Consider the following 25,773-nt stretch of genomic DNA (forward strand, 5'->3'; position numbering starts at 1 on the left):
GGCGTCACGACTTCGGCTTTGCTGCGTTACTGGCACTGCTGCGCGGCATCGGCGCGATTTCCACGCGGCGATTCTTCGCGCGTCCCGCTTCGTCGGCATTCGATGTGACGGGCTGCTCCGCCCCGAAGGCCGCCGAGAAGATCGACGACGGCGGCACGCCCGCGGCGATCAGCTCGCGTGTGACGGTCAGCGCGCGCTGGGCCGAGAGCTCCCAGTTGTCGGCGAACCGCCGGTTGGTTTCGCGCACTTGCTGATCGTCGGTAAAGCCGCTGACCATGAGAATCTCGTCGCTTGCCCGCAGATAGGCGGCCAGCGGCGCGGCGAGACTGCGCAACACCTCGCGGCCTTGCGGCTGCAACTGGTCGGAGTTCAGTGCGAAGAGCACGTTGCCGCTGATGCCGATGCGTCCGTTCACGAGCGTGACGCGTCCGCCGGCAAGCGGCCCGGCGAGCGCTTTCTCGAGCGTCTCGCGGCGCTGCGTTTCGGCGCGGCGCTCCTTCACCTCGCGCTCGAGCTTGGCGGAGAGTTCGATCTGCACGCCGATCACGCCGAGCATGATGAGCACGAAGGCGCCGAGCATCACTGACATCAGATCGCCGAAGACCGCCCACGTGGGCGCCGCGGCCCCGACGTCGCCGCTGTGTCCGATGTCCGCGTCGAAGTCGTCGCTCATGCTGCCACGCTACCCGGTTGTGCCCGCGTCCTTGCCAGATCCTGAAGATTCTCGAGGATCTGCTTTTGCGACATCACGCTCAGTTCCACGACTTCGCGCGCCTGCGCGACGTAGTATCCGAGCTGCTCGTCGCTGCGGGCCATCGATTTGTCGAGCGCGGTTTCGATCCGCTGCAGCTGTTCGAGCAACTGCGTGTTCGACTCGCCGAACGACTGCACCGCCGCGCCGAAGGCATCGCCAAGGCTGGCGATCTCGATTGCGCTGCCGGTGACCTGTGCCGATGCGGCCGCAAGCTTTTCCGTTTGTGCGGCAATGGCGTCGCCGAGATTCGCGCCGGCGCGCTCGAGCAGCTGCGCCGACGTGGTGACCAGTTCGTCGACGGCGGCGCGTTGCTCGTTGCCGGCGTGCTTCACGGTGTCGAGCAGTGTGCCCAGCGTATCGAGCAGACGCGAGCGTTCCTCCAGCATGGCGTTATCGCGTGCCATGCTGTCGGAGAGCTTCTGGCGCAGCTCGCCGATGATCTCGGCGGCGGCCTTGGGGGCTTCCGATGCGGTTTGCACCAGACGCGAGATTTCCGCGATGGTGTCGCTCGCGTTGGCGCGGGTTTGCTCCGACATCTCCAGCGCGGTACGCGCGAGCGTGTCGCAGATCGCCTGTTGCTGGCTGGCCGTCTGCGCGCCCACCTGTTGCCATTCGGCGCGCAGCGTGGCGAGCGTGCCCTCGAGCGTTTGGGTCCAGGCGGACAGACGCTGCGTTTCGCGCTGGGCGGTGGCGTCGTGATGGGCGGCGTTCGCTTCGCTCAGCGCCTGCATCAGCGACGCGCTGTGCTGCTCGAATGCGCTGGTCGTGGCGGCCACCAGTTGCTGGCTGCCGTCGGCGAGTCGTTCGTTGCTGCGCGCGTGTTCCGCGACGGCCTCGCGCCATGTCTGCGCGACGTTGGCCGAAGTCGAGTCCATCTGGGCGGCCACGCTGTGGAGCAATTGTTCGGCGCGCATCTCGAAGGTTTGCGCAAATTGCGAGAGGGCGGCGGCGAGATCGCGCGCCAGTGCCTCATTGGCCGACTGTTGCGCGACGAGCGCCTGCTTCCACTCGCCGGATACGACCGCGGCCGTCTCGGAGACGTTAAGCATCGCGCCTTCGGTGCGTTGGCTGACACCGTCGATCAGGTGTGCCGAGCGTTGTTCGAAGGTGTCGGTAAAGCGCGCGAGCGCGGTGGCCAGTTCGGTGCCGAGTGTGGCGTTGGCCTGCTGTTGCAGCGCGATGGATCGATCCCAGGCCTGCGCCACGCGTTCGTGCGCGCCGCTGACACTGCCGCTTGCCGCATCGAGCTTGGCGGCCACGTCGCCGAGCAGGGCGCCGGAGCGGGCTTCGAACGTTTGCGCGAAGCGCTCCAGCGCGGCACCGAGGTCCTGCGTGAGGGCGTCGTGCGAGCGTTGCTGTTGGGCGAGTGCGTGCTCCCAGGCCTGCGCCACCGTCGTCTGCGCGGTGGCAATGCTGCCGGTGGCGTTGTCCAGTCGCGCGGTGACGTCCGCCAGCAAGCCGGCGGAACGCGTCTCGAACGCCTGGGCGAACTGCGCGAGCGTCGCGCCGAGATCGCGGGCGAGCGCGTCATGGGTTTGCTGCTGGGTGGCGAGCGACGTTTCCCAGGTCTTCGCCACGTCCGCGTGCGAGGCGCTGACCCGATCGGTGGCGGATTCTAGGCGTGCGGCAACGTTGTCGACGAGTTGGGCCGAGCGCGTCTCGAAGGTCTCGGCGAATTGCGCGAGCGCGGTGCCGACGTCCTTCGCGAGGGCGTCGTGGGTGCGCTGTTGCGTGGCGAGCGAGGTCTCCCACGTTTGCGCCACGTCGGCGTGCGCGCTGCTCACCTGCCCGGTGACGGATTCGAGGCGCGTGGCGACATCGTCGACGAGCCGCGTGGCGCGCGTCTCGAACGTTTGCGTGAAGTCGCCGAGGGCGGCGCGCAGATCGGTCGCGAGCGACGCGTTGGTGCGCAACTGTGCGTCGAGCGAATCCTTCCAGACATTCGCCACGCGTGCGGTGGTGGCTTCGAAGCGATCGGACAGGCCGTCCATGCGATCCTGCACGGCGGCGGACACCGTCTGGTGCCAGTTGGCCGTCTCGCGGGCGAGGCTGGCCATGGTCGCCTCGACTTCCGGACGAATGGCCGCGCCGGCGGCGCTGGCGGTGGTGGCGACGCTGTCCTTCAGATACTGCTGCATCGCCTCGGTGAGCTGTGCATAGGAGGCGTCCGTTCGGGCGTGCAGGGCGTCCTGGTTCGCCGCGAGGCGTTCGCCCAGCGCCAGACTCTGGCGCTCCATCGACGCCATCATCGCCTGCAGACGGTCGACCAGCGCCGGCATGGCGGTTGCCTGCTGCTGAAGCAATTGCAGCGTGGTTTCGCGCTGATGCTGTTGCGAGAAGCCGCGCAGGGTAGTGACGATGCGCGCGTCGAGCGTCTGCACGACCTGGGCGCGCTCCTTGCGGGCGAGGGCGGCGAGCAAGCCGAGCATCGCCGATGTGGCGACCCCCGCTACCGACGTGCCGAACGCGAAGCCGAGTCCCTTGACGGGCGAGGCGAGCGAGGCGCGGATGGCTTGCAGGTCGGTCGCGCCTTCGAGTGCGATGCCGGTGCCGCGCAGCGTGGCGGCCATGCCGAGGAAAGTGCCGAGCATGCCGAGCAGCACGAGCAGGCCGACGAGGTACGGCGTGAGGGCGGGGCCGGGCAGACCGACGCGCTCGCCTTCCACGCGCAGTCGTACCGCGGTGCGCACGCCGGCGGGCAGCGTGTCGAGCCAGGCGGGCAGTGACGCCGGCGGTGCGTTCAGGCTCGCGACGGCGCCTGCCAGCGCGTTCGTCGTCTGATGAAAGCGCTTGAGTTCGAGCGCGCCGATGAGATAGACGGCCGCGATGAGCAGCGCCACGGCGAGCGCGAGCGTATTGGTGCCGGCATAGCCGATGGCAATCCAGGCGACGACGGCCAGACCTGCGACAAAGGCAACGAGATCAACGAGGTAACGGGTCATGTTGTCCGGGTTCACTTACGTTTTCGCCTGTGCGAACCGAGGCGAGGGCGGCGATGAGCCCTTCGAGCGGTTCGAGGCGGATGTCCAGTTCCGCGAGCAGGATGCTCTGCATATCCCGGTGGAAGGTGTCGAGCCACGTGCCGGCGGGCGCGAGCGGCGGTGCGCCCGGCACGCGCGGGGCGGCGAACGCCGCCTGTTCCGTATCGCGCAGCCGCGTGAAGTGCCCTTCGAGCAGGTTCGGCACGCTTGCGAGCAGTGTGCGCTCACGTGCGCCCATCACGCGCTCCATGACGGCGTCCACGCTGGCGAGCCGAGCGGCCTCCGGCGATTGCGTTGCGAGCTGCGCGCGAAGCCGGGTGCGCAGGGCGCCGATCGCCGTATCCATCGTCTGCTGCGACGTTGCGTAGCGCTGGCGATAGGCCGGGAACTCCGCGAACGAGGCCGCGCGCTGGCGCTGTGCCGCGCTCAGGGCGCGAATTTGCCCGCCGGGGGCCGCGGCCAGACCGCAGTCGCGGGCGATGGCGGCGGCAAGCTCGGTTCGAACGCGTGCCACTTCGCCCGCCGGATCCTGGGCGGCCGTACGCGCGCCGGGCATTGCGGCGGGCGGCGTGGCTTTGAGGGCCGACGACAGGGCGATGGCGTCGGTCCAGCCCAGCCACTGACTCATGCGGTCCGAGAGCGACGGCGCGGCCTCGGGCGGCGCGAACGTGCTCAGGCGGGCCAGCGAGCGTATGAGTGTGGGGGCGCTGATAACGGGACGCCGGGACACTTGCACCATTCCACTGGGGGGTCGAAAACCCAGCAGTTTACACTGCGCGCGGCCCGCGTCCCCGGCGGCCCGGTCCGGCGGGGGATTGACGGGCGCGTGAGCCTCTGGATGGCGGGTGCGCCGGGCCGGTCCAAACATCGCGCGATCGGATGGCGATGGGGGGCGATGGGCTTGCGATGGGTGCGCTACGGTGATCGGGGCGGGCCGCGTCCGGCCGAGGTCGGCGCCGCGGACGGAGGGAGCGACGGGCTTTTCCGCCGACTGTGATTTATCTCAGTTTTCAGCCGGGGACCCGGGGTATATCGTTGACCCAACTCGCGACAAACGCGAAACGACCAAGCGAAAACCGGAGGTGTGAAATGGCTGCAATTGGACCGATCTGCGACGCACTGGTGACTGTGGGCACGTGGGCTAGCCGGGCTGCACCGGTGGCGAAGTTCTTCTCCGACGTGGCAAGTCTCTTCATGTAAAGCGCAACGCGCGCAACCGAACCGAACGACGACTGGAGGTGTGACATGGCTGCAATTGGACCGATCTGCGACGCACTGGTGACCGTGGGCACGTGGGCCTCCCGGGCCGCCCCGGTGGGGAAGTTCTTCTCCGACATGGCAAGTCTCTTCATGTAAGGCGCGACGCGCGCAACCGAACCGAACGACGACTGGAGGTGTGACATGGCGATGATTGGACCGATTTGCGACGGGATGGTGGTAGTGGGAACCTGGGCGATGCGCATCAAGCCCTTCGCGCAATTCGTTGCCGACGTTGCGGGCCTCCTGTAACTCGCCTGGGGCGAGATCGAGACAAGTCATCAATGGAGGTGTGAAATGGTCTGGGGAATCATGGTGCAGGGACTGACGTCGATCGGCTCGTGGATTGCAGGACACATGCCGATCGTCGATCTCGTCGGGCAAAGCGTGGCGCACTGCATCTGACAGGAAGTCGGACGGCGACAGTCGATGCGGCGTCCGTGGCAGCGGGCTTGCGTGGGATGCTTGTGGCGAAAGTCTGCGCAGCAAGCGCTGACTGAGGCGTCAGGGAGATCCGTCAGTCAGCGAGGCGCGGGCGGGGAGAGGCGCCGGACGGATCAGGACGTCGGGCACGCGGCGTCGGGTGCCTGAGCGAGTCCCGAACGCAGGTAGGGGAGCAGGCTGGCGAGGCCGAGCGTGGCCATCGCGGCACCGATCCATAGCGGCGAGCGCATGCCATAGCCTGCGTCGATGGCGGCGCCACCGGCCCAGGTGCCGAAGGCGAGGCCGGCGGTAATCACCGACGTATGCATCGTGTTGACGAGCGGGCCGGGCGTAGCGGCACGCATCACGCGGGCGACCATGGCGGGATTGAGCGACACCCCCGTCAGACCGATGGCGGCAAAGGCGGCGATGCCGACCGGCGTCGACTGCGCCCACAGCGCGAAGCTCACCAGCGCGAGTGCGAGTACTGACAAACCGGCGACCAGAACGGTCAGCGTGTGACGGTCTGCAAAGCGTCCGGCCACGGCGTTGCCGATGATGTTGGCCACGCCGTACATGGCGAGCAGATTGGGAATTGCGGCGGCGGAGACGCCGGCGACATTGAGGAAGATCGGCGAGAAGTAGCTGAAGGCGGCAAACGTCGCGCCGATGATGAGACCGCTGGTGGCGAAGGCGGCCCAGAGCGGGCGATTGCGCAGCGAACGGAATTCGGCGGCGAGGCTGATCGCCTGACGATCCTGCTTTTGCGTGGCGGGCGCCCGCCAGGCGATCACGACCGTGCACATCGCGGCCAGCGCGGCAACGAGCCAGAAGCTGGCGCGCCAGCCATAGTGTTGCTCGATGAAGGCGGTGAGCGGCACGCCGACGACCGGCGAGAACATCAGTCCCCCGAGCACGAACGAGGCGGCGCGTCCGCGCACCGAGGGGGCGACCAGATCCGCGCACAGCGTGAGTGCGACGCCGAAAGTGGCCGAACTGGCCACCCCCATGACGATCCGCGCGAGGGCCATCGCTTCGTAGCGCGTGGCGAGGGCCGCGAGCACGCCCCCGGCGACATTGATCGAGAGCAGCCAGACGAGGGCGCGCTTGTGCGGCGTGCGCAGGGCGAGCAGCAAGGCGGTGAGGACCGGGCCGCCGATCGCCATGCCCAGGGCGTAGAGCGAGATGAGATTGCCGATGTCGCCGATGCCGACGTGCATCGCTTGCGAGAGGGCGGGCATCATGCCGGCGACCATGAATTCGGCGGTGGTCATCGCAAAGACCGTCAGTCCGAGCAGGTAGACGACGGGGGGCATCGCCGTTTTTTGTGTCATATCTTTAACGATCATTCCAATTTTTGCTGTTCGAGGGGCTCGCGAGGTGTCGGGCGTAGGGGAGGATTGCGCTGACGGCTCGCGAGGCGCGGATGTGGGGGTCAGAGCACGGCGAGCGCGCCTTCGAGGACGTCTTCGAGGAAGGCGCGGTCGGTGACGGTGCGTCCGAGCGTGCGCAGGCCGTAGTAGTTCGACAGGAACGTGCGGGCGACGAGGACTGGCGAGCGGTCGGTGGAGAGTTCGCCGTTGTGTTGACCGACGGCGATCAGGTGAACGATCACCTGTTCGAGCCGGGCGAGATATGCCTGGCTGAACTGTCGGACTTTCGGGTCCTTGCCGCCGCGCTCGAAGGCGGCGAGCAGGGCCATGCAGCCACGTTGCCGGTCGGGATCGAGGTCTTCGTCGATGCCCCATTGCATGAGCGCGCGCAACCGGTCCTTGACGGGCCCCGGCGCGTTCAGGATGTCGACCTGCTTCTGAAGCCCGAGTGCCTGATAGCGTTCGAGGGCTTCGTGATAGAGGTTGAGCTTGTTGCCGAACGCGTTGTAAAGACTGCCGCGCCCGAGGCCGGTGCCGTCGACGAGCGCCTGCGCCGAGGTGCCTTCATAGCCGTGGGTCCAGAAGACGTCCATGGCGGCGTCGATGACGGCTGCGTCGTCGAATTCTCGGGGTCTTCCGCTCATGATGGGATCCGTGGACAGGTGTGAAGGAAACTGCACGCGCGAAGGCGGTGTCGTCGTTACCACGACTATAGGTTATTTTTGACTGATCGTTCAAATAACCGGATGGCGGTTGTGGATTCTTGGGGATGGCGAGCTTGCGATGCCGTTGTGTCACCTCCGTTCGATACGCATTTCGTTTTCGGGTTTCGGAGCGGGACGGGCTTGCTTGCTCAGGTGCCTTAATCGTGAGCAGGTGAACCGGGCGCCCAGTCGCGCTCGTTGATCCACATGCGGCCATTCGATCCCCAGTAGCACACGACGTTCTGGCCGGCACTGGCGTCGCTCACGGACGGGCTGAAGCCATGCGCCCGACTGCGGGCGAAGACGATTTTCGCCTGATGCGTGTTGCTGCATCCACCGACATAGTCGAGCGTGCCGATCCAGAGCTTGTGTCCTGGCGCGTCGGCACGCCGTTGTGACCACTTCTCCAATTCGCGCTCGACATCGGCGTCGTAGGTTGGGGCATAGACCTCCTCGTGCGCAATGCCGTCGAGCAGCGACGCGAAGGCGACGCCGCTGGTGATGCCTTCCAGCGTGGCCGAGCCGGTGGCGTTCTGCATGACGAGGATCTTGTCGGGGAAGGCTTCGCGAAGTTCGCGCACGAGATCGAGCGCGCCTTGCTGGCAAGCGGCGTCGCAGGGGCCATTGGGGGTTCGCACGCCGTGTTCGATGAGTTCGAGATTATCGAGATAGAAGCCGTCGACGCCTTGAGCGATCAACCGCGGCGCGACATACGAGACGATGAGCTTGCGGTACGCCGGGTTGGACGGGTTCATCCAGGTCTCATCGCGGTAGCCGTTGTAGCGTCCCAGATGCGCGGGGTAATTGCTGCCGCAGGGGACGAAGCCGGCGGGGGCATGGTGCCAATAAGCGCGAAAGCGCTCGCAGGCGCCGAGATTGAGATAACTGATGACGCGGTTCTTGCCGCCGGCTTTGAGCGTGGCGATCTGCGCGGGCGTGACGTTGCCTTGATCGGGATCGGCGTCGATATCGACGAGTCGGAAGGTGTTCGCCATGCGAGCGAGGTCGAGGCGGGCGACGTTGCCGTAGTAGCTGACCCACGGGGCGCCGACACCGATATCGCGCCCGGTCGGTGCGGCGACGGCCGCGCGAGGCGGTGTGGGCGTTTGCGCCGACGCCACGTGTGTCGCGAAGGCGAGGAGGGCGGGAAGGGCGAGAAGTGGGCGCGTAACGCGGCGCAGCCATGAACTCGCGACCCGCGCATGATGCGAGACACCGTGCAGACCGACTTGCCGAGCGTGAGTCGTCATGGATGCGATAGACGCAAAAAAAAAGCCGTCTGTGCGACGGCTGATCGATGAGTGCTGCGAACGCTGCTGAAACATGCTGTGGAGCGGGCGATGGGAATCGAACCCACGGCTCTAGCTTGGGAAGCTAGGGTATTACCATTATACGACGCCCGCGAAGAGCGCTATTTTACGCGGGGTTGGTGGTTCTTGGCAATCCATGCGCCTAGCACGTGACTACGATGCTGGGCCAAATGGGAAGGGCTCGGGTGGCCGGCTAGTAGGCTGGGATACTGGAGCATCCTCCCGACAACGCTCCGCCGTCGAGTCGAACGTTGGGATAGAACGGCGCTTTGCAACTGAAGGACGCGTAAACACGCTTCGGCAGGAATCCGCCTCCCAGCCCATATCTGCTGTTAGGTTTAACTTCCGAATACTGGTGCGTGCAGGACTGCGACGTCGCAGCGACGTTGCATACGACAACGACGATCGGGTACGAACAGCTGTTCTCGATGAACATGTCGGCGTCGTTGTAGGCGGGTTTGAGCACCGGCACGAGGTGTGCGCAGCCGTTGACCGGCGAACTCGACTCGGCCCCTGACGCAACATTTGCCGACGGCGAACGTCCAGTGACACTGGGAGAGGCCGTGTCCTGGAGTGCTGCGCTGAGGGCATTGAATTGTGCCGAGTTCTTTCCCCCGGTAGCGGCGGCGCCTTGGGCTACGCCCGAGAGCAGACCGGCGGCGACGGCAAACGCTGCCGACCCGGTGCTGCTTGACGATGCCGGGACAAAGTCGCCCTGCTTACCGTTGGTGTAAGGCCAACTACCGCGATTGTTCGCGCGCACGCCGTCTTTGAGTCGATCCTGATAGAAGACCCCGCTCAACGTTGTCGGCCCCGCCTGGAGAGAACTTCCATCGGTCCACGCCTGACCGGCGCCGTGACGCTGCCCGCGTTTCATTTCTCCGATGTACCGGTACGTCAGGCTGGACCCGCTGTATCCCTTCAACTCGCCATAGCCGGTAGCCCAGCCCGATTCGCACTTACCCGACCACGTGTAGTGCTCCCATGTTCCGATCACGGAGCAGTCGGGATGATTATCCAGACTGATCAATGTTGGCGTCGAATATTTGGGCATCGCTGCGCAGCCGCTCAAAAGGGCGACGGTGCCGGCCAGGACCAGCGTGATTATTGTGCGTTGCCCGACCATCCGCCCGTGAGTCATAACCCCCTCCCAAAATGTTCATTCCGCATGCAACAAGGTAACGAGTTGGGCAGACGTCGGCATCCACTGTTCGAATGATGACAGCTTCCCCGATCCTGGCTTGTGGGAGGCGCGGAGATCATTTGGGGGATGCCTGGCAAACCTGAATCTTCAACAACGTCCGCGTGCGTCTCACGCCGAGAAGCATGCGCGCGGCTTCCCCCAGAGTTCTCACCTGCGATCAAGACGCGTGACCCGCTCGTATGAAGTTGCGCCAGGCCAACCGCATCCGTCAAATGAACGATGCGCCGCCGCGACGCGTCCTCCTAGAATCCCCGAAAGTCAAAATCCAATAACGGGGAGCGAAAATGAGAACAGATCGTTGGCAGCGGCGTCTGACCGGCGTTGCGACAATCGCGCTGGCCGTGATGCTTGCGGGCTGCGGATTGCCCGGACCGACGCACAAGACCGGCGTTCCGGTGGCCCTGGATGACCGTCCCGACTGCTCGGTGTACGGGGTTTGGGAGCGCTACACGTGGTCCGGGGAATGTCAGGGCGGTCTGACCAGCGGGAACGGCACCCTGCTCGGCTACGGCGGCTCGACGCTCATGATGCGTTACGACGGCGAAATGAAGGCGGGCCTTCGCGACGGCGTGGGCGAGCTATGGATGAACGGGGAGAAGTTCAACGGCGGCCCGACCACACGATCCGGACGCTTCTCGCGCGGCAACCTCATCACCGGCGCCGAAACCAACGGCTACAGCGTCCGGAACTATACCGACGGGAAGAACGCCAGCACGACCTACAAACCCAGGGAGAGCGAGTCGTCCTCCGGCGTGGGGACGGCACTCGCGATGGTTGGCGCGGCAATGCAGGGCGTGGCCGCCGGCGGCGGCAGGAACGCCGCACAACTCGCCGCGCTGGGCACCGCCATGCGCGGCAGCACGCAATCCACCGTCGAGGGCGTTTCGCCGAATCCGTCCGGGGGATCGCGCAGCGATCTGAATCCCACCGTGCCCGCTGCCAACCAATGCGTACGCCTGAGTCGCACGAAGTACTCGATCAATTTCACCAACACCTGCGATTTCCCGGTGGCGGTCCGCTACTGCTTCGTCAATCTGTCGGGCGCCAGCCGACTGGATGCCAGCACGGGCGTACTCAAGGACGCCCTCTGCGGAGCCAAGACCGCCTACCCCAGCGCAACGCCGTCGATCATGCCCGGCGGTACCGACTCGCAGGTGGCGCCGAACAACGCCTCACCCATCCACTTCGTGGCGTGTCCATCCAGCGATATCCGAGCACAAAGCCATATCGAGTGGGACGGTTCGGCGCTGCGAGGCACGTGCGGCGGCATCCTGTCGAAAGACACCGTGCCGAACGGGCCGCTCAAAAAGGCGGGCGCCATCCGTTAGCGGCGTGATGGCGCCCATGCGTCCAGCGGCGCCGCAAGGCAACAACGCGGCGCCGAGCCGCGTGGTATTTCGCATGCACGCCTGGCGCCGTCGGAACGCATACGGTGCCCGATTGGCACCCGCCGTTAATCGTCGGCGAGCCGCGCGGTATTCGCCCGCGTCGGCGGTGTGGCTGCCAACAGCTTGTAAAGCATGAACGCCCCCGCGCCGCCGCTGGCGAGCGCCAACAACCACGCAATTGCCGGAAGGTCGAAAACACTCGGCGTCGTCTCGTCGGAAGGAAGATGCATCGTGAGCGCCACCACCGACGTGTTGTAGAACATGTGCAGCAGAATGCCCGGCACCAGCGAGCGCGTGCGTTCGTACATCTTCCCGATGATCAGCCCGATGATGAGCGCCACCACGAACTGATACACATTCAGGTGCGCCAGCCCGAACACCGCGGCCGAGTGAGCGATGGCCGTGCCCGCCGGATACTGACGCAGAAAACTGCGCAGGATGATCCCGCGATACAGCATCTCTTCGACGAAGGGAGCAATGAGGCAGACCATTGCGAAGGCGCCGAGCCCGCCCTTTGCATACACGTCCGCGCTGCTTTGCAGCCATCCGCCCATCGGAAACATCTTTTCCAAGCCCGTACCGATTACGGTAATGACCAGCAACAGCCCCGGCGTCAACAGCGCGATGGGCAGCGTGAACAACCCCACTGTTGCGCGAATTGACCCGCGTCCGCCCTGAAACAGCGCCCGATAACTAAGTTTGCTGTGATGCAGTACCACGCAGAAGACCACACCGTAGGCAAGCACGCGGCCGATGCTGTATGCGGCCATCGGCCGGATGCCGACGACATAACTCAATTGAACGATGATGGCGTCGGTGATCATCTCGACGAAATAGAGGGCGATCACCACAAAGAACGCTTCCAGTAGATTCGGAAAGCAGTATTCCCCCGGTCTGGCTTTCATTTTTTTATGATTCTCTGATCTGATGGTTATCGTCACGCCCGGTGAAGCTCGCGACTCCCCCGGGACGCGGGTCGCCCTGGTGAGCGACGCCGGCACTCGAATGCCGTCTTGACTTGCGACACCGACGAACCCCCGCTCGCCCGTGTCCAACAGCATGATGCCGAAAAATGCCCGTCAATATTTCGAAAGATGCTTAGGCATGTGAAGCGATACGGATTATCGCAGGCGTAAGGCAACCCGCGAAGCGAGATGTCACCGGTTGCCGCATTGCGCCGTCATTGCGAGGGGCAGCCCCGAGTCCTATTCAGTACAGGCCTGCCAGGGTGTTTTTCTGTAGGTCGCGGTCATAGGTCTCGCCGTCGAAATGCCCGCCGCTCAGCCGCTTGTGCATCGCGCCGGTGCTGGGAAGCGTCTCTCGCGGGATCTGCGATGCGGGGTCCCAAAGACGCGATCGAACGACGGCCTTCGCACAGTGAAAATACGCGGCGTCGATGGTCACGACGATGACGGTCTTCGGCAGTTTGCCGTTGACCTCGAACTGGACGAGCAGATCGGGGTCCACGGAGATTCGTGCACGACCGTTCACGCGCAGCGTCTCACCAACGCCGGGGATCAGGAAGAGCAGCGACACGCGCGGGTCGCCGACGATGTTGCGCAAATTGTCGATCCGGTTGTTGCCGGGACGATCAGGCAGGGCGAGCGTTCGCTCGTCGAGAATCCGGACGAAGCCGGCGCCATCGCCTTTCGGCGAGCAATCGGTGCCATGGGCGCCGACCGACGCGAGCACGACGAACGGGCTTGCCTTCACAAAAGCCTGATAGTCCTCGTTGAGGTACGTCAGCTCCTTCCATATCGCACGCTCGCCCGGCGCGCCGTAAAGGGTCTCGAGCTGTTCCACGCTGCTCACGTCATGACTCATGCCGCGCTCTCTCCGTATCCGGTTCGTCGATGGGAAATGCGGGCCGGCTGGCCCGCAGGGGCGGTCGGCCTGAACTCGCGGCGAACGCCTCCCACGCTTTTACCACATTGACGCTCATCGGCGCAGACAACGCGTCGAGCGCATCGCCGATCAGTGGCGTCGCGCATTGATGCGCGTTTTGCATGTGCGCTTGCGATCAGTATTTCTGCGTATGGGGCGCACGTAGCAATGCGGATTTCCCAGCATTTTTGATCGGATATATCTGGTGATGGAGTTACAAGGAGACGTTTAGGTTAACGAATTAAATAATTAATGGGAGACAAGCATGAACGGCATGCTTTCGAAATATCGCTGGTGCGCTGCGGTTGTCGTGTTGACGTTCGGCCACACGGCGGTCGCGGCGCCCCTTGTCGGGACGTACTGCGACACGCCGTCGCGCTGTACGAACCCGATGACCTTGGGTGGCATGGTCACCTCGTCGAACCATCTGGCGACACAGGCGGGACTGAAAGTCCTTCAGCGAGGCGGGAATGCCGTCGATGCGGCCATCGCCGTCGCCTCGACGATTTCCGTCGTGTACCCGCAGATGAACACGATCGGCGGCGACAACTTCTGGCTCATCTACAACGCGAAAACGAAAACGCTTCGGGCGCTGAATGCCAGCGGCCGCTCGGGTGAGCACGCCACGCTCCAGTTCTACAAGGACAAGGGGTTGAGCGCGATTCCACCGCGCGGCTACCTGTCGGTCAACACGGTGCCCGGCGCGGTTTCAGGTTGGGATGCGGCCTATCGCTACGCACGGACATCGATGGGGAACAGCCTCCCCTGGCGCGATCTGCTGAGCGACGCGGTGCACTATGCGAAGGAGGGCTTCGTCGTGACGCCGTCGCTGGCGAAATGGGAGGCGATCAACGTCGATACGTCCGACCCGGTGTATCGCAATCTCCAGCAATACGAGGGTTTCCGGAAGATCTTCCTCAAGCCCGGCGGCAAGCCATATCAGCTCGGCGAGACGCTCAAGCAGCCGGAACTGGCCGGCACGCTCGAACAGATTGCGCGGCAAGGCGCGGAGGTGTTTTACAAAGGCGAGATTGCACACAGGATCGTGAGCGACCTGCAGGCCAACGGCGGCATGCTCACGCTCGACGACTTCGCGCGCCATCGCGCGGACTGGGTCGAGCCGATTACCGTGAAATACCGGGGCTTCGACGCTTACAATTTCCCGCCGAACTCGCAGGGATTCGCATCGCTGGAAATCCTCAACATCCTGAACCGGTTCGACGTGAAGTCGCTCGGCGAGGGCACGGCGGACTATTACCACCTGATGGTGGAGGCCACGAAGCAGGCGTTCGCGGATCGCGATCGGTATCTTTCCGATCCGGACTTCGTCGAGATCCCGCTGCATCCGCTGCTGTCGACGCGGCACGCCGAAGCGCAGGCCGCGCGCATCGACATGGCGCGCGCGAACAATGACGTGAAGCCGATGGACCCGAAAGGAGACACGGTCTGGTTCGGCGTGGTGGATCGGGACGGTAACGCCGTGTCGCTGATTCAAAGCATCTACTACGACTTCGGTTCGGGCATTGTGCCGAAGGGCACGGGCATCCTCATGCAGAATCGCGGATCGTTCTTCTCGCTCGATCCGAAGCACGTCAACCATCTCGAACCGCGCAAGCGCACGTTCCACACGCTCAATCCCGCGATGTTGCTCAAGGACGGCAAGCCGTATCTGGTCTACGGGACGATGGGCGGCGAAGGGCAACCGCAAACGCAGGCGGCGATCGTGACCCGCATCGTCGATTTCGGCATGTCGCCGCAGGATGCGATCAACGCACCGCGCTGGCTTTACGGCCGCACCTGGGGCGTGTCGTCCAACGATCTCAAGATCGAAGGTCGGGTGTCCGCCGTCGTGACGGACGAACTCAGGCGTCGCGATCAACCGGTGAAGGTGGTGGAACCGTTCACCGACACGATGGGACACGCGGGCGCGATCCTCATCGATCCGGTCACGGGCGTGCGACAAGGCGCGTCGGACCCGCGCGGCGACGGACTCGCGGCAGGGGACTGAGGGCGCCGCACGCACCGCGCCTTGCAACGAAACCCGGTGCGTGCCGCGCGCAGACCGACGCCCGCGGGCAACGCGGACTTACGCCTGCCGGCGCGTCGCGTCTGCCCGATTTGCCGCGATCCCCGACTGCACGGCCGGGCGCGCTTCGATCTGCGCGAGCCACCGCTGCAGATGCGGGAACGGGGTGATATCCAGGTCCAGTTCATGATGCGTGCGCAGCCAGGCGAACGCGGCGATGTCGGCAATCGAATAGTCGTCGGTCGCGAGGTAGGCGGACACGGCCAGACGGGCATCGACCACGCCGATCAGCCGCAGCGACTCCTTCCGATAGCGCGCGATGGCTTCCTCGTTGCCCGTTTTCGATCCGTGCAGAAACCACCACAACTGCCCCAGCATGGGGCCGATGCCGCCAATCTGGAAATGCAGCCATTGGTTGACCGCTAACGCCTTTGCCTGCGTCATGGGCTGCAACACGCCGGTCTTCGCGGCCAGATAGGTCAGGATCGCGCCGGACTCGAAGACAGTGAGATCGCGCTCGTGATCGACGATCACCGGAATCTTGCCATTGGGGTTGCGTTGCAGAAAATCGGGGCGCTTCTGCTCCCCGGCGGACAGGTCGACATCCACCTGCCGATAGGGCAATGCCGCTTCATGGAGATACAGGCTGACCTTGAGGCCGTTCGGGGTGTCGGCGGTGTAAAGCGTGAGTGACGGATTCATGCGATGGCTCCGGGAGACAAAATCGAGTGCGTGGCGAGCAACGCGATTGCCACGATTTGCGATTGCAAATACAATGATTGCAAGTGCAATCCTATGAGTTTTCCGTCAGCTTCACAAGGTGGGGGGGGAGGCAACATGACAGCGGTGTCGGGGCGAGGCGGTCTTGCGGCGAATGCCGAGACACGGCGAGCGGCGCTTGCCGGTATCGGGAGGCTGATGGCAGTGCAGACTGGCGCGGCGCTCGCGGCGCACGCGGCGTCGCCATCGCGAGCGCTCGATCGAATGCTGCATGCCCTCGCGCAGGGGGAGGCGCCCGAGCGGATCTGGGTCGTGGATGCCGCCATGCGAGACGCAACCGGTACATCGCAGAACGACAAGACGATGCCGGGGGCCCTGTCGAGCGCCGTCGCGACCTGGTTTCGCGACCCGGCCGCGTTCGAGCGGCCGCTGCTGTATCGGCTGCGCGCGCCGTCATTGCGTGCCGTGCTGTCCGCAGGCGTGGAGGTCAAGGGAATGGCGCGTGCGGCACGGGCGGCGCCGAGCGGGCGAGGCATCTTCCTCAACGAGGCGAGTGTGGCATCGGGCGACCGGCGCTCGCGCGTGCGCCCCGAGCTGCCGCTGTGGCTCGCCGCGCAATCGGAATGGCTGCCGTATGACCCGGCATCGGCGCAGGAACTTCGGGCCTTGCTGTGCGAGGCACTCGACGCGTTGTACGTGCGTGGCGAGTCGGGGTTCTGCTACCTGAGCGCGCACGACGCATCGGGCACGGACGGGCCTGCCCTGAGCAAGACCGATGCGATTGACGCGTTTCGGGGCATGTATCGTGTGCGCGCACTCCCGCGGACGCACCCCCCTTACGCGATTCGCCTGTGCGGCGCGGGCGGCGCCATGGCCAACGTTCTGGAGGCTGCCCGCTGGCTGCAACTGGATTGGGGCGTGGCCAGCGAGATCTGGAGTTGTCCGAGCTACACGCGTCTGGCGCGCGAGGCCGCGCAGTCGGCGCATCGGTCGTTGCTTGGTGCCGACGCCCGGGTCGAGACGGCGCACCTGTCCCGTTGCCTGGCCGGCAGCGCCATGCCGGTGCTCGCGGTCACCGGCTATGCGAGGCACATCGCCAACCAGATCGGCGCTTTCGTGCCCGCGCGCTTTGCGGCCCTGGGCGGAGACGACGTCGACGTGGGCGTGGACGACATCACGCCGGGCGAGGCGCCGGGCGTGCGTTGGATCGTCCTCAATGCGCTGCGCCTGCTCGTGAGCGACGGCGCGATACCGGCGACACGCATCGCGCAGGCGACACGGCGCTACGGCATGGCCTGACGGGCGATGCCGCGCCGGGACAGCGCGTCGTGGCCTTCATCTACTTCGCCTCTTTCGCATTGGCCGGCAAGGTCTTCGCCGCGGCACTGGCACGATCGAGCGCCTCGGCCACCGGCGCAATGTCGCGATCCCGGAACTGGCTCAGGAAAAGTTCCGAAACGGTGGACTGGTACACCTTCCACATCTTCTTGCGCAGTGCACGGCCCTTGTCGGTGATGGTGGCGTAGGCCGCGCGTCCGTCGTCGGGATCGCGCGTGCGCGTGACGAGCGCTTCCTGCTCCAGCCGATCGATCAGGCGCGTGAGGTTGTACCGCTCGATGGCCAGCACGTCCGCCAGCTCATGCATGCGCCGCGTGCCCTGCGGCCCGCTCTCCAACCCCCAGAGCGCGTCGTACCAGGCATAGGCGGGCAACCCCGCCTGCGCCAGCCGGCGCTCGATCTCGCGAATCATCGTGCGGTGCGCCCGCACGAAAGAGAACCAAAGATCGGGTTCGGTCGTACTCATGAATGTCCTCTTGTGGTATTCGATGTTCGCTTGTGAGTTGCAGTTGCAATTGTACATCGCTAGAATGGCTTGCGAGACGATTGCAAATGCAATTCAATGCGTCGTTGCCATTTCGTTTTGCTGTTCCTGCTGGGGCACCCGACGGGTTCCCGGTGATTCCAAGGAGATCTGTCATGACCCAATTGCCCGTGGCGGCGAGTGCCGACACCGATATTCAGGAGACACGCGAGTGGCTCGACGCGCTCGAGGGCGTGACTGCCGTGGAGGGCCGCTCGCGCGCGCACTTCCTGATCGATCGTCTGGCGGCGTGGGATTTCGCGCGTCACGGCGACTTCCACGGCCGCGTGACCACGGACTACGTCAATACGATCCCGGTCTCGCGTCAACCGGCCTATCCCGGCGATCTCGCCATCGAGCGACGCCTGAATGCATTCATTCGCTGGAATGCCATGGTGATGGTGTTGCGAGCGGGGAAGCACTCGAACGTGGGCGGGCACATCGCAACCTATCAGTCGGCGGCGGTGCTGTACGACGTCGGCTTCGATCACTTCTTCCGGGGGCGCACCGAAGCGTTCGACGGCGACATGATCTACGTGCAGGGGCACTCGGCACCGGGGATCTACGCGCGCGCCTTCGTCGAGGGGCGCCTCTCCGAGGCCCAGCTCGACAACTTCCGCAGAGAGGCAGGGCGCGATGGCATTCCGTCGTATCCGCATCCGCGCCTGATGCCCGACTTCTGGCAGTTCCCGACGGTGTCGATGGGGCTCGGTCCGATCACGGCCGCCTACCAGGCGCGCTATATGCGTTATCTCGAATATCGCGGTCTCAAGCCGCATCAGGGACGCAAGGTGTGGGCGTTCCTGGGCGATGGCGAGATGGATCAGCCCGAAGCGCTGGCGGCGATCTCGCTGGGCGGGCGCGAGCGGCTGGACAACCTCATCTTCGTGGTCAATTGCAACCTGCAGCGGCTGGACGGTCCCGTGCGCGGCAACGGCAAGGTCATCCAGGAGCTTGAAGGCACGTTCCGTGCGGCGGGCTGGCACGTGATCAAGGTGATCTGGGGCAGCGGCTGGGACGACTTGCTCGCGCGCGATACGCACGGGCTGCTTCGCGAGCGGATGATGGCCTGCGTGGACGGCGATTATCAGACGTTCAAGTCGCAGAACGGCGCGTATGTCCGGGAGCACTTCTTTGGCACGTCGCCGGAATTGCTGGCGATGGTCGCGCACCTGAGCGACGACGAGATCTGGCAACTCGCGCGCGGCGGCCACGACGCCCTCAAGGTGTATGCCGCCTACGCACAGGCGATGCAGACCGAGGGGCGTCCCACGGTGATTCTGGCCAAGACGGTCAAGGGTTTCGGCATGGGCGAAGCGGGCGAGGGGCAAAACGTCAATCACCAGCTCAAGAAGATGAGTGCCGACGCGGTGCGTGCATTCCGCGATCGCTTCGACCTGCCGGTGAGCGACGATCAGCTGGCCGAGATGCCTTATCTGCGTCCCGGCCCCGACAGCGAACTGGCGCGCTACTTCGCCGCGCGTCGTGCCGCCATGGGCGGCCATCAGCCGGCGCGCTTCGGCCTGCGCGCGCCGCTCGCGATTCCTCCGCTCGATGCCTTCGCGGGGCAGCTCAAGGACTCGGGCGAGCGAGCCATGTCGACGACGATGGCATTCGTGCGCATCCTCACAACGCTGCTCAAGGACCCCGAGATCGGCAAGCGCGTAATTCCCATCGTGCCGGACGAGTCGCGCACCTTCGGGATGGAGCCGCTGTTCCGTCAGATCGGCATCCATTCCTACCTCGGCCAGCGCTACACGCCCCAGGACGCCGGACAGCTCAGCTACTACAAGGAAGCCAAGGACGGCCAGATCCTGCAGGAGGGCATCAACGAGTCGGGCGCGATGGCGTCCTGGATCGCAGCGGGTACGTCCTACAGCACGCACGACTTTGCCACGATCCCGTTCTACATCTTCTATTCGATGTTCGGGCTGCAACGCGTTGGCGATCTCGCCTGGGCGGCGGGGGACGCGCGAACGCGCGGCTTCCTGCTGGGCGCCACGTCGGGGCGGACCACGCTCATGGGCGAGGGCCTGCAGCATGACGACGGCCACAGCCATGTGCTGGCGTCGGTGATTCCGAATTGCGTGTCCTACGATCCGACGTTCCAGTACGAGCTGGCCGTGATTCTGCAGGACGGCATGCGGCGCATGTATGTCGAGGACGAAGACGTGTATTACTACGTCACGCTGCTCAACGAGAACTATGTGCATCCGGCAATGCCTCAGGGCGCCGAGCCAGGCATTCTCAAAGGGCTGTATCTGCTGTCGACGTCCGAGGCCTCGGGCGCAGACGCACCTCGCGTGCAGTTGATGGGCAGCGGCGCGATTCTGCGCGAAGTGATGGCCGCCGCCGAACTGTTGCGCAGCGACTATGGCGTGTCGAGCGACATCTGGAGCGCGACGAGCCTGACCGAGGTACGTCGGGAGGGGCTGGCGGTGCAGCGCTGGAACCTGCTGCACCCGGATCGGTCGCCGCGCGTGCCTTACGTGGCGCAGTGCCTGGCGGACCGGCGGGGGCCGGTGGTGGTGGCCACCGACTACATGAAAATCGTCGCCGACCAGATCCGGCCGTTCATTCAAGACCGGCGGTTCGTGTCGCTGGGCACGGACGGCTTCGGGTGCTCCGACACGCGCGAATTGCTGCGCGCCTACTTCGAAGTCGACCGTCACTTCATTGCACTGGCGGCACTCGGTGCACTGGCCGATGCTGGCACCATCGACCGCGAGCGGGTAGGCGACGCCATTCGCCGATACGGCATCGACCCCGAGAAGACCGATCCCTCGACGGTGTAACGCCGGGCACCGAAGCGCGCGTGCGGGGGCGGCGCTCGCTTCCCCCGCGCGGTCAGTGACCGGTCTTGCGGTACAACGCCAGCCCGCCGGCGAGCGAGAACATGACGACGGCGCAGGTACGATTGAGACGCTTGAGTCCGCGCGCCGTCATCAGACGCGCGGCCTGCACGCCGCCCGTGGCGTAGAGCGTCATCACGCCGATATCGACGGCGGCGGACACCACGGCCAGCACGGCATACTGCGGCGCGAGCGGCATCGACGTGTCGACGAACTGCGGCAAAAAGGCGGAGAAGAACAGCAGGATCTTAGGGTTGGTGAGCGCCACGCCGAAGCTGCGCAGAAACACGCGCCGCGCGCCGAGATCGGATTGGATGCGCACCTGGCTCAGGTCCCGCGGGTGGCTGCGCCAGAGCTGTATCGCGAGCCACACGAGATAGGCCACGCCCACCCATTTGACCGTGGCGAACCATGTCGCCGACGCCATGAGCAATGCGCCGAGTCCGGCGCCGACCGCCGCGACCACGAGCATGTCGGAGAGCGCCGCGCCGCACATCCCGACGAGCACCACGCGCCAGTTGCCCGAAATACCGTTGGCGAGCGCGAGCAATGTCGTGGGGCCGGGGATCAGGCCGCCGATCAGCGCGGCCGTGGCATAAATCGCGAGCGTGGAGAGTTGCATGACGAAGCACCGGTGACTGTGGCGGATGGCCAAGTCTTGCAGAAGCGCCCGCGCTCAGCAAGCGCGATGCACGTGCGTGCGTTGCTCGTAATCGAGCGACCCCATCTCGGCGAGCCGGCTGATGGTGCGCGACAGGTCGCGCCAGTCGCTCAGGGCGTCGAGTGCGGCGAGAAGCGGTGCGTCGGAGGCGATCACCAGCGTGCGGCAACGGTCGTAGCAGATGTCGACCAGCCAGGCAAACCGTTGCAGCGTATCGGGGCGCCGCAATAGCGCCACAGGCAACGCGTCGACGATCACCGCCTGCCAGCGCTCGACCAGCGCCAGATAATCGAGATGCGAACGATGCGCGACACACAGGTCCTCGAAGCTCGCCCACAGCACGCGGTTTCCCGCGCTGCGCGCCGGTAGCGAACGGCCTGCCAGCGTCACCTCGGACGGCGCGCGGGGTGCGGCGCCCTCGATCTGCGCGTAGTGTGCGGGCAGCACGCGGCTTGCGCCGTCGAGCGGCGATAGCCAGCGCCGAAGCGTCGCCGTCTCACCGGCCATTCGGTAATCGGTAGCGCCGTCGAAATGGACGACGACGAAGCGTTGCTGAATCGCCGCGATCGTCGGTTCGAAGCGCTCGTGGAACTCCGGATCGGGAAGCAACCGTTGCGGTGCGTAGTTGGACGTCAGCACCAGACGCACCCCCCGCGTGAGCGCGATATCGAGAAAGCGGCCGATGAGAAACGCGTCCGCGATGTCATGGACGTGAAACTCGTCGAAGCACAGCAACGCAACGCCTTCGAGCCAGCGACCCGCAACCGCGGCGAGCCGGTCGTCGCATTTGGGTTCGCGCACGAGCTGCCGGTGCATGTCGCGCAGGAACTCATGGAAATGCACGCGTCGCTTTTCGCAGTCGGCCACCGAGAACGCGGCATCGACCACCAGGCTCTTGCCGCGTCCTGGCAGGCCGTGACAGTACACGCCGTCGAATGCCGCCTGATCCGCGGTGGCGCGTGGGGGTGCGAGTCGCGCGAGAGCGGCGATCGCTTCACGCTGGCGAAGATCGGGGCGGATGTGGCGCTCGGCCAGCGCTTGCGTCACGCGCGCGGCATCGATCATGAAAGGAACACTCCGGAGAACGGCGGCCGGCGCCTCCGGCCGGTCAACGAGCGCCACTATACCGGTGGGCCGCGCGGCCGGCCAATACGTAATACGGCGCGCTACCATCGCATTTCGGCATGGTCCGCGTGATCCGCGTGGTGCGATAACGAACCGCGATGCTGCTAGAATCCGGGCCAGGCCGATGCTGCCTGCCGCCCGCACCCGAGCACGCCGTGCCCGGCCCCGGTGAAAGCATCGAAGTCATCGCATGTCCGTCCTGTTCCTTCGGCGGCGCGCATCAGCAACGCGGGCACTGATCGAATACGTCGCCACCGAACATCGACAAGGATGGCTGCTATGCGAACTTATCTCGACGCCAAAGTCATGGCGAAGTCCCTGCGCGAACGTCTCGCGCGCGAGGGCATCGATCTCACCCACGCCCAGGCACTCGAATCCGTGGCCGCGCAGTTCGGCTTCTCGGATTGGAACGTGCTCGCCGCCAAGCTCGCCCAGGCGTCGGCCGACGGCATCGTCTTCGACACCGTCGCACCGATTCACCGGATCTTCGAAGAAGCGAAGGCGCGGGAATTCTACGTGGACTTTCTCGGCTTCCAGGTGGACTGGGAGCATCGCTTCGCCGACGGCATGCCGTTGTATTGCCAGGTCTCGCGCGCGGGCATGACGCTGCATCTGTCCGGCCACTTCGGCGACGCCAGCCCGGGGGCGACGACGTTCGTCTTCATGCGCGGCGTCGAGGCGTATCAGCGCGAGCTGGCCGGCAAGCGGTATCCGAACATGAATCCCGGCATCGAAACGCTCGACTGGGGCAGGCAGATGACGGTCACCGACCCATTCAACAATCACATCCGCTTCTGCGAATCGAGCGACTGAGGCCCTCGCGGGCAGGGCGGTGCCGCGCCCTCCGCACGGCGCCGCGCGAATGCGGTAACGTATGTGCTCTGCGTATATCCGCATCCCGTGAAAGGAAGTCCGGCATGTCCCCTGCCTTCGATCCCGAGCGCTATTTCCGGCGCATCGGTTACACCGGTCCGCGCGAAGCCACGCTCGACGTGCTGCGCGCCGTGCACGCCCTGCATCCGCTGGCGATTCCCTTCGAGAACCTCGAGCCGATTCTCGGGCGGCCCGTTCATGTCGATCTGCCGTCGGTGGTCGCCAAGCTGGTCGACGCCCGGCGCGGCGGCTACTGCTTCGAACAGAACGCCCTGTTCGCCAGTGCGCTCACGTATCTGGGGTTCACCGTCACGCCGCTGATCGGACGCGTCGTCTGGGGCCGGACATTCGATGTCGAGGCGCCGCTTACGCACATGATGCTGCGCGTCGATCTCGACGGACAGGCGTGGCTAGCGGATGTCGGCTTCGGCTCGGTGACGCTCACGGCTCCGCTGCGTCTCGACTCGCCGGACGAACAATCGACGCCGCTCGAAGCGTTTCGATTGACGGCCGTGCGCGGCGCGGGTAGCGACACCGTGAGCGAGTACCAACTGAGCGTGAGATCGGCGCAATCGTGGCTGCCGACCTATCGCTTCACGCCGCGACCGGCCGAATGGATCGATTACAAGTTGGGTAACTGGTACACGTCGAGCGCGCCGGATTCCATTTTTTGCAACCATCTGATCGCGTGTCGCGTGCTCCCCGAAGGTCGTATCGCGCTGCTCGACACGAAGCTGATCGAGCGCGCCGCGCAGGGCGACGTGCTCGCCGAAACGACGATCACGTCGGCGTCGCAACTGGCGGAGGTGCTCGGCGAGCGCTTCGGACTCAATCTCGACGGTGTGGATGCCCGTGAACTGTTCGAGACGGCCAGGGCGTGTGCGGCGAAATCGGGCGCCTGAGACTTCCGACTTACCGGTGGCGCCCGAGGCGCAGGCGACCGACCCACGAAGGGATCTCCGAAGCACACCGAACGGCGCAAACGAAAGCGCCCGGTGCGATGGCACCGGGCGCCGGAAGCTGGCGGTGCGCTGCCGACGTGGCGTCGGCAACACGCGACCGGCGAATCAATGCGCCGATGTCGTACCCGGCCACATCCGCACGGCCAGCGCGCTGAGGGCGGCCACCGTCGCGAGCGATGCCACGCCGGTCCAGCCCCAGTGGGCCAACGCCTGGGCGCCGAGCGCCGCGCCAACGGCCATGCCGATGAACACGCCGACGAACAGCACCGCGTTGAGGCGGCTGCGGGCGGGCGGCTCGATCCCGTACACGATCGTCTGGTGCGACACCAGCGCGACCTGCACACCCAGATCGAAGCCAATGGCGCCCAGGCCGATCAGCCAAAGTTGCGCATGAGCGCCGAGCAGCGGCGCGAACAACATGGCCGCGAACGAGACGGCCACCAGCCCGGCACCGAGACGCGTGACGAGTTGCGGCCCCTTGCGGTCGGCGATGCGACCCGCCAGCGGCGCACCCAGGGCGCCGGCCGCGCCCGCCAGGCCGAACGCCCCGGCCGCGGCAGCGCCCAGGTGGAACGGCGCTTCGTGCAGCATGACCGCCAGTGTCGACCAGAAGGCACTGAATCCAACGGACAGCAGACCCTGTGCCAGCGCGGCGCGACGCAAGGCCGGGTGGCGGCGCCACAGATCGGCGACGGAGCCGATCAGCCGGCGGTAGGTCATTTGCGTGGTCGGATGGAACGAGGGCAGGGCGCGCCAGGCCACCACGCCGAAGCTCGCGACGCTGATCGCCGCAACGACATACATCGCGCGCCAGCCGAAGTTCTGGGCGACGAAGCCCGATACGACCCGCGAGAGCAGAATACCCAGCAACAGGCCGGTCATCACGGTGCCGACCACGCGTCCGCGAACCGACTCGGGCGCGATCGCGGCAGCGGCCGGCACGATGTCCTGCGCCATGGTGGCGGTCAGGCCGATGGCGAGACTGGCGGCGAGCAGCGTGCCGATACCTGGGGCCACCGCCGCGGCGAGCAGCGCCAGCGTGAGAATCGCCCCCTTGATCAGCACGATGCGGCGCCGGTCGATGATGTCGCCCAACGGTACGAGCAGCAAGATGCCGAGCGCGTAACCGAGCTGGGTGAGCGTCGGCACCCAGCCGACGGCGGTATTCGACGCGTGAATGTCGTCGGTCATGATGCCGAGCATCGGCTGCGCGTAGTACAGCGACGCGACCGTGAGGCCGGTGCCCGTGGCCAGCAGCAGAATCAGCCGGGCCGAGAGTTCGGCCTGGGGACGCATCCCGGCCGTGGCGTTGGAAATCTGAGCGGAACTCATGAGGTGAGGCTCCAGTAGGTGGGTACGGGGCGTAGTGTCTCGCTTGGTGCGGTGCAGCGGTAGGCCTATAATCCGTACAACCT

20 protein-coding genes and 1 tRNA gene are annotated in these 25,773 nt (G+C 65.6%); 6 read left to right on the forward strand and 15 right to left on the reverse strand.

Annotated elements, in window-relative coordinates; translation table 11 throughout:
- Positions 1 to 4 precede the first annotated feature (4 nt).
- The 8 genes from W930_RS0114195 to W930_RS27445 form a co-directional block, all read right to left on the reverse strand.
- Positions 5 to 673: an OmpA family protein gene (locus tag W930_RS0114195; RefSeq protein WP_023594299.1), complete on the reverse strand. Its 669-nt coding sequence runs from the start codon at positions 671 to 673 to the stop codon at positions 5 to 7.
- Positions 670 to 3,696, reverse strand: a complete 3,027-nt coding sequence (locus tag W930_RS0114200) for a DUF802 domain-containing protein (protein WP_023594300.1) — start codon at positions 3,694 to 3,696, stop codon at positions 670 to 672. Before W930_RS0114200 ends, W930_RS0114195 begins: the two co-directional genes overlap by 4 nt.
- On the reverse strand, positions 3,677 to 4,474 hold the full coding sequence (locus tag W930_RS27435) for a DUF3348 domain-containing protein (RefSeq protein WP_023594301.1): 798 nt from the start codon (positions 4,472 to 4,474) through the stop codon (positions 3,677 to 3,679). The genes W930_RS0114200 and W930_RS27435 overlap by 20 nt, the downstream gene beginning before the upstream one ends.
- 1,075 nt (positions 4,475 to 5,549) lie before the next feature.
- Positions 5,550 to 6,749 carry an MFS transporter gene (locus tag W930_RS0114225; protein WP_024788630.1) on the reverse strand — a complete coding sequence of 400 codons (1,200 nt, stop codon included), beginning with the start codon at positions 6,747 to 6,749 and terminating at the stop codon, positions 5,550 to 5,552.
- A gap of 101 nt (positions 6,750 to 6,850) precedes the next feature.
- The gene (locus W930_RS0114230) at positions 6,851 to 7,432 is read right to left on the reverse strand and encodes a TetR/AcrR family transcriptional regulator (RefSeq protein ID WP_023872271.1); all 582 of its coding nucleotides are present in this window, start codon (positions 7,430 to 7,432) and stop codon (positions 6,851 to 6,853) included.
- Positions 7,433 to 7,650: 218 nt separating this feature from the next.
- Positions 7,651 to 8,613 (reverse strand): endo alpha-1,4 polygalactosaminidase, encoded by a 963-nt coding sequence (locus W930_RS27440; protein WP_023872270.1) that lies wholly within the window; start codon positions 8,611 to 8,613, stop codon positions 7,651 to 7,653.
- A gap of 208 nt (positions 8,614 to 8,821) precedes the next feature.
- Positions 8,822 to 8,895: transfer RNA gene (locus W930_RS0114240), tRNA-Gly, on the reverse strand.
- A gap of 100 nt (positions 8,896 to 8,995) precedes the next feature.
- Positions 8,996 to 9,943: a hypothetical protein gene (locus tag W930_RS27445; protein ID WP_036641940.1), complete on the reverse strand. Its 948-nt coding sequence runs from the start codon at positions 9,941 to 9,943 to the stop codon at positions 8,996 to 8,998.
- Positions 9,944 to 10,290: 347 nt separating this feature from the next.
- Between W930_RS27445 and W930_RS0114250 the strand changes: the two genes are divergently transcribed.
- Positions 10,291 to 11,334, forward strand: a complete 1,044-nt coding sequence (locus W930_RS0114250) for a hypothetical protein (RefSeq protein ID WP_023872267.1) — start codon at positions 10,291 to 10,293, stop codon at positions 11,332 to 11,334.
- A 125-nt stretch (positions 11,335 to 11,459) separates the two neighbouring features.
- On the opposite strand, the gene W930_RS0114255 is transcribed toward W930_RS0114250, so the two are convergent.
- On the reverse strand, positions 11,460 to 12,449 hold the full coding sequence (locus W930_RS0114255) for a CPBP family intramembrane glutamic endopeptidase (protein ID WP_304413270.1): 990 nt from the start codon (positions 12,447 to 12,449) through the stop codon (positions 11,460 to 11,462).
- Between the two features lie 154 nt (positions 12,450 to 12,603).
- Complete coding sequence (locus W930_RS0114260) at positions 12,604 to 13,218, reverse strand: pyridoxamine 5'-phosphate oxidase family protein (RefSeq protein WP_023872264.1); 615 nt, start codon at positions 13,216 to 13,218, stop codon at positions 12,604 to 12,606.
- A gap of 451 nt (positions 13,219 to 13,669) precedes the next feature.
- Here W930_RS0114260 and ggt point away from each other — a divergent pair, with 451 nt between their 5' ends.
- Complete coding sequence (ggt, locus tag W930_RS0114265; RefSeq protein ID WP_145929501.1) at positions 13,670 to 15,286, forward strand: gamma-glutamyltransferase; 1,617 nt, start codon at positions 13,670 to 13,672, stop codon at positions 15,284 to 15,286.
- A 78-nt stretch (positions 15,287 to 15,364) separates the two neighbouring features.
- Here ggt and W930_RS0114270 read toward each other — a convergent pair whose 3' ends face one another.
- On the reverse strand, positions 15,365 to 16,006 hold the full coding sequence (locus W930_RS0114270; RefSeq protein ID WP_023872260.1) for a glutathione S-transferase family protein: 642 nt from the start codon (positions 16,004 to 16,006) through the stop codon (positions 15,365 to 15,367).
- A 216-nt stretch (positions 16,007 to 16,222) separates the two neighbouring features.
- Between W930_RS0114270 and W930_RS0114275 the strand changes: the two genes are divergently transcribed.
- Positions 16,223 to 17,323, forward strand: coding sequence for a hypothetical protein (locus W930_RS0114275; protein ID WP_023872259.1), 1,101 nt, complete (start codon positions 16,223 to 16,225; stop codon positions 17,321 to 17,323).
- A 40-nt stretch (positions 17,324 to 17,363) separates the two neighbouring features.
- Here W930_RS0114275 and W930_RS0114280 read toward each other — a convergent pair whose 3' ends face one another.
- A complete protein-coding gene (locus tag W930_RS0114280) occupies positions 17,364 to 17,828 on the reverse strand; it encodes a MarR family winged helix-turn-helix transcriptional regulator (protein WP_023872258.1) in 465 nt (154 codons plus the stop codon).
- Positions 17,829 to 18,001: 173 nt separating this feature from the next.
- On the opposite strand from W930_RS0114280, the gene aceE reads away from it, so the two are divergent.
- Positions 18,002 to 20,680 carry a pyruvate dehydrogenase (acetyl-transferring), homodimeric type gene (gene aceE, locus W930_RS0114285; RefSeq protein ID WP_023872257.1) on the forward strand — a complete coding sequence of 893 codons (2,679 nt, stop codon included), beginning with the start codon at positions 18,002 to 18,004 and terminating at the stop codon, positions 20,678 to 20,680.
- 52 nt (positions 20,681 to 20,732) lie between these two features.
- Here aceE and W930_RS0114290 read toward each other — a convergent pair whose 3' ends face one another.
- Both W930_RS0114290 and zapE read right to left on the reverse strand, forming a co-directional pair.
- Complete coding sequence (locus W930_RS0114290; RefSeq protein ID WP_023594324.1) at positions 20,733 to 21,359, reverse strand: LysE family translocator; 627 nt, start codon at positions 21,357 to 21,359, stop codon at positions 20,733 to 20,735.
- A gap of 54 nt (positions 21,360 to 21,413) precedes the next feature.
- Positions 21,414 to 22,463 carry a cell division protein ZapE gene (gene zapE / locus W930_RS0114295; RefSeq protein ID WP_023872256.1) on the reverse strand — a complete coding sequence of 350 codons (1,050 nt, stop codon included), beginning with the start codon at positions 22,461 to 22,463 and terminating at the stop codon, positions 21,414 to 21,416.
- A 339-nt stretch (positions 22,464 to 22,802) separates the two neighbouring features.
- Between zapE and W930_RS0114300 the strand changes: the two genes are divergently transcribed.
- Complete coding sequence (locus tag W930_RS0114300) at positions 22,803 to 23,336, forward strand: glyoxalase superfamily protein (RefSeq protein ID WP_023872255.1); 534 nt, start codon at positions 22,803 to 22,805, stop codon at positions 23,334 to 23,336.
- Positions 23,337 to 23,440: 104 nt separating this feature from the next.
- Complete coding sequence (locus W930_RS0114305) at positions 23,441 to 24,298, forward strand: arylamine N-acetyltransferase (protein ID WP_023872254.1); 858 nt, start codon at positions 23,441 to 23,443, stop codon at positions 24,296 to 24,298.
- Positions 24,299 to 24,463: 165 nt separating this feature from the next.
- Here W930_RS0114305 and W930_RS0114310 read toward each other — a convergent pair whose 3' ends face one another.
- Complete coding sequence (locus tag W930_RS0114310) at positions 24,464 to 25,690, reverse strand: MFS transporter (protein WP_023872253.1); 1,227 nt, start codon at positions 25,688 to 25,690, stop codon at positions 24,464 to 24,466.
- Positions 25,691 to 25,773 lie beyond the last annotated feature (83 nt).

It is taken from the genome of Pandoraea sp. E26 (assembly GCF_000681415.1).
Taxonomy (GTDB): Bacteria; Pseudomonadota; Gammaproteobacteria; order Burkholderiales; family Burkholderiaceae; genus Pandoraea; species Pandoraea pnomenusa.

Coding starts and splice junctions, on each gene's coding strand:
- W930_RS27445 (WP_036641940.1), bottom strand. CDS start 9,943: ATGACTCACGGGCGGATGGTCGGGCAACGCACAATAATCACGCTGGTC.
- W930_RS0114305 (WP_023872254.1), top strand. CDS start 23,441: ATGTCCCCTGCCTTCGATCCCGAGCGCTATTTCCGGCGCATCGGTTAC.
- W930_RS0114225 (WP_024788630.1), bottom strand. CDS start 6,749: ATGACACAAAAAACGGCGATGCCCCCCGTCGTCTACCTGCTCGGACTG.
- W930_RS0114230 (WP_023872271.1), bottom strand. CDS start 7,432: ATGAGCGGAAGACCCCGAGAATTCGACGACGCAGCCGTCATCGACGCC.
- W930_RS0114300 (WP_023872255.1), top strand. CDS start 22,803: ATGCGAACTTATCTCGACGCCAAAGTCATGGCGAAGTCCCTGCGCGAA.
- zapE (WP_023872256.1), bottom strand. CDS start 22,463: ATGATCGATGCCGCGCGCGTGACGCAAGCGCTGGCCGAGCGCCACATC.
- W930_RS0114310 (WP_023872253.1), bottom strand. CDS start 25,690: ATGAGTTCCGCTCAGATTTCCAACGCCACGGCCGGGATGCGTCCCCAG.
- W930_RS0114275 (WP_023872259.1), top strand. CDS start 16,223: ATGGCAGTGCAGACTGGCGCGGCGCTCGCGGCGCACGCGGCGTCGCCA.
- ggt (WP_145929501.1), top strand. CDS start 13,670: ATGACCTTGGGTGGCATGGTCACCTCGTCGAACCATCTGGCGACACAG.
- aceE (WP_023872257.1), top strand. CDS start 18,002: ATGACCCAATTGCCCGTGGCGGCGAGTGCCGACACCGATATTCAGGAG.
- W930_RS0114200 (WP_023594300.1), bottom strand. CDS start 3,696: ATGACCCGTTACCTCGTTGATCTCGTTGCCTTTGTCGCAGGTCTGGCC.
- W930_RS0114260 (WP_023872264.1), bottom strand. CDS start 13,218: ATGAGTCATGACGTGAGCAGCGTGGAACAGCTCGAGACCCTTTACGGC.
- W930_RS0114280 (WP_023872258.1), bottom strand. CDS start 17,828: ATGAGTACGACCGAACCCGATCTTTGGTTCTCTTTCGTGCGGGCGCAC.
- W930_RS27435 (WP_023594301.1), bottom strand. CDS start 4,474: ATGGTGCAAGTGTCCCGGCGTCCCGTTATCAGCGCCCCCACACTCATA.
- W930_RS0114250 (WP_023872267.1), top strand. CDS start 10,291: ATGAGAACAGATCGTTGGCAGCGGCGTCTGACCGGCGTTGCGACAATC.
- W930_RS0114270 (WP_023872260.1), bottom strand. CDS start 16,006: ATGAATCCGTCACTCACGCTTTACACCGCCGACACCCCGAACGGCCTC.
- W930_RS0114290 (WP_023594324.1), bottom strand. CDS start 21,359: ATGCAACTCTCCACGCTCGCGATTTATGCCACGGCCGCGCTGATCGGC.
- W930_RS0114195 (WP_023594299.1), bottom strand. CDS start 673: ATGAGCGACGACTTCGACGCGGACATCGGACACAGCGGCGACGTCGGG.